Genomic DNA, 7,079 nt, shown 5'->3' with positions numbered 1-7,079 from the left:
GATGTCCGTGGTTGCCATTGTTGAAAAAGTGTATCGAGACGGTAGGGAGTAAATAACGCATGAACCAGTTTTTGATTTGCCTATCGACAATGATCAGATTCAGCGGCGCGGTGTCGTGCAGAAAGATGCTTAGCAGTGTAAAATCATCTGATTAAATAGTGTAGTGATCAAAAAAATAGGGTTTAATGAAAGCTTTTACGAACTTAGGTTAACCTTATGCGTCGTACAAGGTATAATCCTGCAATTTCCTCGGTATTGAGCCAGTTATGGAGCTAATTCGCGGTATACAAAATATCCGGTCGTACCATCATGGTTGCGTACTGACTATTGGTAATTTTGATGGTGTTCATCGTGGGCACCAAGTATTACTTCAAAATTTGAAGCTCAAGGGTAAACAGTTAGGTTTGCCAACTGTTGTGATGATATTTGAACCACAACCCCTTGAATTTTTTACGGGTGATAAGGCTCCTGCGCGTTTGACACGCCTAAGAGATAAAGTGAAGTACCTTGCTGATAGCGGGGTCGATTATCTATTATGTGTGGAATTTAACCAGCATTTTGCCTCATTAACGCCAGATGCTTTTGTGTCTGACTTATTAGTCGACAAACTCGGTGTGAAATATCTCGCCATTGGTGATGATTTCCGGTTCGGAAAAAATCGGATGGGGGATTTTTCTTTTTTACAGCAAGCCGGTCAAAGATTTGGTTTTGAAGTTGCAGACACCGAAAGCTTTTGTGATTCAGGTGTGCGCGTCAGCAGCACTGCAATCCGTAAAGCAATACAAAACAACGATCTGGCATTAGCTGAAAATTTATTAGGTCACACATACCGCATTAGTGGGCGTGTGGTTCACGGTAATCAGCTAGGTCGTACGATAGGTTTTCCGACAGCAAACCTACCGTTAAAACGTTTAGTCACACCCGTGACTGGCGTGTATGCTGTAGAAGTTCATGGTCTAGGCGATAAGCCTGTACCGGGCGTGGCAAACATTGGCACACGTCCAACGGTATCTGGAAAAGGTACCCAGTTAGAAGTCCATCTGATTGATGCTCATATGGATTTATATGGGCGTCATATTGATGTTGTGTTACGTAAAAAATTACGTGACGAACAGCGGTTTGCTTCGTTGGACGCGCTGAAGGAGCAAATTGCTAATGATGTAGTTGCAGCCAGAGAATATCTCGCAGCAATTGGAATCAGATAATTTAGCGGAAAATTGGAACTGAGAATCGATGAGTGACTATAAAAATACCCTGAATCTACCAGAAACAGGGTTCCCAATGCGTGGCGATCTCGCTAAACGCGAACCACAGATGTTAGAGCGCTGGTACAAAGAAGGTTTGTATCAGGCAATCCGTAAAGCAAAATCGGGCAAGAAAACCTTTATTCTGCACGATGGTCCTCCGTATGCTAACGGCAGTATTCATATTGGTCACTCAGTAAACAAAATTCTCAAAGATATTATTATTAAATCCAAAGGGCTGGCGGGCTTTGATTCCCCATACATCCCTGGTTGGGATTGCCATGGCTTACCTATCGAACACAAAGTTGAACAAATCGTAGGTAAACCAGGGGAAAAAGTTTCCGCCGCTGAATTTCGTGCAAAATGCCGTGAATATGCCAAAGAGCAAATTGAAGGGCAAAAAGCTGATTTTATCCGCTTAGGTGTGCTGGGTGAGTGGGACAAACCTTACCTGACCATGGATTTTAAAACCGAAGCGAACATCATCCGTGCTCTGGCGAAAACCGTTGCAAATGGTCACTTAGTGAAAGGGGCAAAACCCGTTCACTGGTGTACAGCATGTGGTTCTTCATTGGCTGAAGCGGAAGTTGAGTATTACGACAAAACATCTCCATCTATCTACGTTCGCTTCCCTGCGGTAGATAGCAAAGCTGTTTGCGAAAAATTTGGTGTTGCTAGCGATAAAACACCATCTTTAGTGATCTGGACGACAACGCCTTGGACGTTACCTGCTAACCGTGCAATCTCTCTGAACCCAGAATTCAAATACTCTCTGGTGGATGCGAATGGTGATTTAGTCATTCTGGCAACTGACTTAGTTGAAGAAGTCATGAAGACTGTCGGTGTTGAGTCATGGACGGTACTAGGCGAGTGCGAAGGTAGCTCATTAGAGTTACTGCGTTTCGCTCATCCATTTATGGGCTTTGATGTGCCTGCAATTTTAGGCGATCACGTCACGCTAGATGCAGGTACAGGTGCGGTACATACAGCGCCAGGCCATGGTCCTGAAGACTATGTTGTTGGACAAAAATATGGTTTAGAAACGGCGAACCCAGTCGGGCCAGATGGCTGCTTCTTACCAAATACCTACCCAGGCTTAGACGGTTTATTTATTTTCAAAGCTAACGATGTGGTGCTGGAAATCCTGAATGAGAAAGGCTTACTGATGTATAAAAAAGCTATCTCCCACAGCTACCCATGTTGCTGGCGCCATAAAACCCCAGTTATTTTCCGTGCGACACCACAATGGTTTATCGGCATGGATAAAAACGGTTTGCGTGAACAATCTCTGAAAGAGATCGACATTGTTCAGTGGATTCCAGGTTGGGGTCGTGCACGTATCGAGTCAATGGTTGAAAACCGTCCTGACTGGTGTATTTCACGTCAACGTACTTGGGGTACCCCAATGTCGTTATTCGTGCATAAAGAGACTGAAGAACTGCATCCGCGTACTTTAGAGCTGATGGAAGAAGTCGCTAAGCGCGTTGAAGTTGATGGTATCCAAGCATGGTGGGATTTAGACCCTGCTGAATTGCTGGGCGCTGATGCTGAAACTTATCGTAAAGTACCAGACACACTAGACGTTTGGTTCGATTCAGGATCGACTCACTTTGCTGTGGTTGACGCTCGTCCTGAATTCCATGGTAACTCCGCAGATATGTATCTGGAAGGTTCTGACCAACACCGTGGTTGGTTCATGTCTTCTCTGATGCTGTCTACTGCGATGAAAGGTAAAGCACCTTACCGCCAAGTTTTGACCCACGGTTTTACCGTTGATGGTCAAGGCCGTAAGATGTCTAAATCTTTAGGTAATACGGTTAGTCCGCAAGATGTGATGAACAAACTGGGCGCTGATATCCTGCGTCTGTGGGTGGCATCAACTGACTATACGGGCGAAATCGCGGTATCTGATGAAATTTTAAAACGTGCAGCGGACTCTTATCGCCGTATCCGTAATACCGCGCGTTTCTTACTGGCAAACTTGAATGGTTTCAATCCAGAAACCGATATGGTGAAACCAGAAGATATGGTGGTGTTAGATCGCTGGGCGGTTGGTCGTGCATTAGAAGCACAAAAAGAGATTGCAAAAGCGTACGATGAGTATGATTTCTTAGGTGTTATCCAACGCTTAATGCATTTCTGCTCTATCGAGATGGGCTCGTTCTATCTGGATATTATCAAAGATCGTCAATACACCGCGAAAAGTGATAGCGTTGCGCGTCGTAGCTGCCAAACTGCTCTGTTCCATATCGTGGAAGCGTTGGTTCGTTGGATTGCACCTGTTCTGTCCTTCACCTCTGATGAAATCTGGAATGAATTACCAGGTAAACGTGCTCAATTCGTTCTCACTGAAGAGTGGTATCAGGGTTTATTCGGTTTAGACGAATCTGAAGCGATGAATGATGGTTTCTGGTCTGAACTGTTAGCCGTACGTGGCGAAGTGAACAAAGTTCTGGAACAAGCACGTACAGACAAGCACATTGGTGGTTCGTTAGAAGCATCGGTAACGCTATATGCAGATAGTACGTTAGCCGCTAAGTTAAATAGCTTAGGCGATGAATTGCGTTTTGCACTGTTAACATCTCAAGCGAATGTGGCTGATATTGCAACGGCGCCTACGGATGCACAAGACAGTGAACTGAAAGGCCTGAAAATTGCCTTCAGTAAAGCGGCTGGGGAAAAATGTCCTCGTTGCTGGCATTATGCAAGTGATATTGGTGCAGCGGCAGAACAACCTGAAATTTGTGGTCGCTGTGTGACTAACGTAGCCGGAAACGGTGAATTACGTAAGTTTGCTTAATGAAGACACCTATTTGTTCTACTGGTTTGCGTTGGCTGTGGCTGACGGTTGTGATTATCGTTGCAGATTTAGCAATTAAGCAATTGGTCTTAAAAGAGCTGACTTTGTACGATCCACACCCTTTAATTCCGTACTTTAACCTTATGTACGCTCAAAATTTTGGTGCGGCATTCAGTTTTCTGGCGGATAAAGGCGGCTGGCAGCGCTGGTTCTTTGCTGGAATAGCTATTGCCATCTCCATTACGTTAATGGTGATGATGTATCGCCAAAGCGTGAAAAAACGCCTGAGCAATATTGCTTATGCGTTAATTATTGGTGGTGCGATCGGTAATTTATTTGACCGTTTAGTGCATGGCTTTGTGGTTGACTATATTGATTTTTATGTAGGCAACTGGCACTGGCCGACCTTCAATTTGGCGGATATGGCCATTTGTATTGGTGCGGCATTGGTGATTTTTGAAGGCTTTTTGCCGGATAAACCCAAACAGCAAGATGCCAAATAGAACAGATAGCGCGATAGGTTGATAAAACACAATATTGCATATTAGTCATCTCAGCCCGACGATAGTCGGGCTGAACTTTATGATAAAAAACAGGTTTAGATTATGTCTACTCAAATACAGGCGCAGAGTTCTGTTTTACTGCATTTCACTCTGAAATTAGAAGATGGCTCCACGGCAGATTCTTCTCACGCACAAGGAAAGCCTGCGTTGTTTGCTCTTGGAAATGATTCACTGTCGCCAGAATTAGAAGCACAACTTATTGGGCTATCTGAAGGTGAAAAGAAAACATTTTCCTTAGCAGGGGATACGGTATTCGGGAAACATAATCCAGACTTAGTGCAATACTTTTCATTGCGTGATTTTATGGAAACGGGGATCCCTGAAATTGGTACCATCATGCTGTTTACGGGCATGAATGGAAGCGAAATGCCGGGTGTTGTGAAGGCAATCGAAGGGGAATCAATTACTGTTGATTTTAACCATCCTCTTGCTGAGCAACAAATTACCTTTGAAATTGAAGTGCTAGAAATAGACCCACAATTGGAGAGTCACCATGCAAATATTAATGGCTAATCCTCGTGGATTTTGTGCGGGTGTTGACCGTGCAATCAGTATTGTTGAACGCGCCTTAGAAATTTATGGCGCACCGATTTACGTTCGCCATGAAGTGGTGCATAACCGTTATGTGGTTGATGATTTACGTCAGCGTGGCGCTATCTTCATTGAAGAAATCTCTGAAGTTCCCGATGGCTCTATTCTGATTTTCTCAGCTCATGGTGTTTCACAAGCCATTCGCCAAGAAGCCCGTTCCCGCGATTTAACCATGCTATTTGATGCGACCTGCCCATTAGTGACTAAAGTGCATATGGAAGTGGCTCGTGCAAGCCGTAAAGGCAAAGAAGCGATTTTAATCGGTCACGCAGGACACCCTGAAGTGGAAGGGACAATGGGGCAATACAATAACCCTGAAGGGGGGATGTATCTCGTTGAAAGTCCAGAAGACGTTTGGAAGCTGCAGGTAAAAGATGAAAACAACCTGAGCTTTATGACGCAAACGACGCTTTCAGTGGATGATACCTCCGATGTGATTGATGCACTTACTCGTCGATTCCCAAATATTGTGGGACCTCGTAAAGACGATATTTGCTATGCGACCACGAACCGCCAAGAAGCGGCGCGTGAGCTCGCGGAAAAAGCCGATATCGTATTAGTTGTCGGTTCGAAAAATTCCTCAAACTCAAACCGTTTAGCTGAATTAGCGTCTCGAATGGGGAAGGCCGCATTTCTGATTGATGGTGCTGAAGATATTCAAACTGAGTGGTTAAAAGATAAGAAAATTATCGGATTAACTGCGGGGGCATCCGCACCTGATATTTTAGTCCGCCAAGTAATTGATAGACTGAAAGTGTTGGGTGCAGACTCCGTGGTTGAGCTACAAGGACGAGAAGAGAATATCGTTTTTGAAGTACCTAAAGAGCTGCGTGTGGACGTTAAAGAAATTAACTAATACATTGATTTACTTATTATAGTGGCGGCTGATTTAGCCGCCGCGGTTTTCTATTTTTCAACATCCCATCCTATATCAATACAATTTTTTCTGATAATCATTCCCCTCTATACGGTTTTATTAATATCTCCAGATTAGTGCTGGCGTCCCGATTCAAGTTTCTTTAAGGTATAACCAAGATTTTATTTTGGTTTTCGCCTCAATATTCACGAAAGGATCAAAAATGGCAGATTCAACTGTACGCGTTGCGATTGTCGGTGCGGGTGGGCGCATGGGGCGCCAATTAATTCAAGCAGCACAAGAACAAGATGGAATTCAACTTGGCGCAGCCATTGAGCGTGAGGGCTCTTCGCTTGTAGGAACTGATGCGGGCGAGTTGGCGGGAATTGGACTAATTGGTGTGAAAGTCGTTAGCGACCTAAATTCTGTGGTTAATGATTTTGATGTACTGATTGATTTCACTCGCCCTGAAGGCACATTACAGTACTTAGCATTCTGTCAATCTCATCAAAAAGGCATGGTCATTGGTACCACAGGCTTTGATGAACAAGGAAAATTGGCCATTGCTGAAGCCGCAAAATCTATCCCAATTGTCTTCGCTGCCAACTTTAGCGTCGGTGTGAATCTGGTGCTGAAATTACTGGAAAAAGCGGCGAAAGTGATGGGAGATTACACCGATATTGAAATTATTGAAGCCCATCATCGTCATAAAGTTGATGCCCCTTCAGGCACTGCGTTGGCGATGGGGGAATCTATCGCGGATGCATTAGGCAAAGACCTAAAAGAGTGCGCGGTGTATGCACGAGAAGGTTATACCGGAGAGCGTGAACCGGGTACGATTGGTTTTGCTACGGTGCGTGCTGGCGATATTGTTGGTGAACACACTGCAATGTTTGCCGATATTGGCGAGCGTGTAGAGATAAGCCACAAGGCTTCCAGTCGCATGACCTTTGCAAAAGGTGCGATAAGAGCATCCTCTTGGATTAATGCTAAGAAATATGGGCTATATAATATGAAAGCTGTCT

At 44.5% G+C, this 7,079-nt stretch carries 6 protein-coding genes; all 6 read left to right on the top strand.

Annotated elements, in window-relative coordinates; genetic code table 11:
* Window positions 1-266 precede the first annotated feature (266 nt).
* The gene (gene ribF, locus JK188_RS15665; RefSeq protein ID WP_211886704.1) at window positions 267-1,205 is read left to right on the top strand and encodes a bifunctional riboflavin kinase/FAD synthetase; all 939 of its coding nucleotides are present in this window, start codon (window positions 267-269) and stop codon (window positions 1,203-1,205) included.
* A gap of 28 nt (window positions 1,206-1,233) precedes the next feature.
* Window positions 1,234-4,044, top strand: a complete 2,811-nt coding sequence (gene ileS / locus JK188_RS15660) for an isoleucine--tRNA ligase (RefSeq protein ID WP_211886703.1) — start codon at window positions 1,234-1,236, stop codon at window positions 4,042-4,044.
* Window positions 4,044-4,547, top strand: coding sequence for a signal peptidase II (gene lspA, locus JK188_RS15655; protein ID WP_036950306.1), 504 nt, complete (start codon window positions 4,044-4,046; stop codon window positions 4,545-4,547). The genes ileS and lspA overlap by 1 nt, the downstream gene beginning before the upstream one ends.
* Window positions 4,548-4,649: 102 nt before the next feature.
* Window positions 4,650-5,120: an FKBP-type peptidyl-prolyl cis-trans isomerase gene (gene fkpB, locus JK188_RS15650; RefSeq protein WP_036950308.1), complete on the top strand. Its 471-nt coding sequence runs from the start codon at window positions 4,650-4,652 to the stop codon at window positions 5,118-5,120.
* Window positions 5,101-6,054, top strand: coding sequence for a 4-hydroxy-3-methylbut-2-enyl diphosphate reductase (gene ispH, locus JK188_RS15645; protein ID WP_211886702.1), 954 nt, complete (start codon window positions 5,101-5,103; stop codon window positions 6,052-6,054). The genes fkpB and ispH overlap by 20 nt, the downstream gene beginning before the upstream one ends.
* A gap of 223 nt (window positions 6,055-6,277) precedes the next feature.
* Window positions 6,278-7,079: 4-hydroxy-tetrahydrodipicolinate reductase (dapB, locus tag JK188_RS15640; RefSeq protein ID WP_211888669.1), on the top strand; the 802-nt coding region annotated here is incomplete at its 3' end.

The sequence above is a fragment of the Providencia sp. JGM181 genome (assembly GCF_018257375.1).
GTDB lineage: Bacteria > Pseudomonadota > Gammaproteobacteria > Enterobacterales > Enterobacteriaceae > Providencia > Providencia lanzhouensis.
The sequence above is the reverse complement of the archived record's forward strand: the minus strand, read 5'-3'. Positions and strand labels throughout refer to the sequence as shown.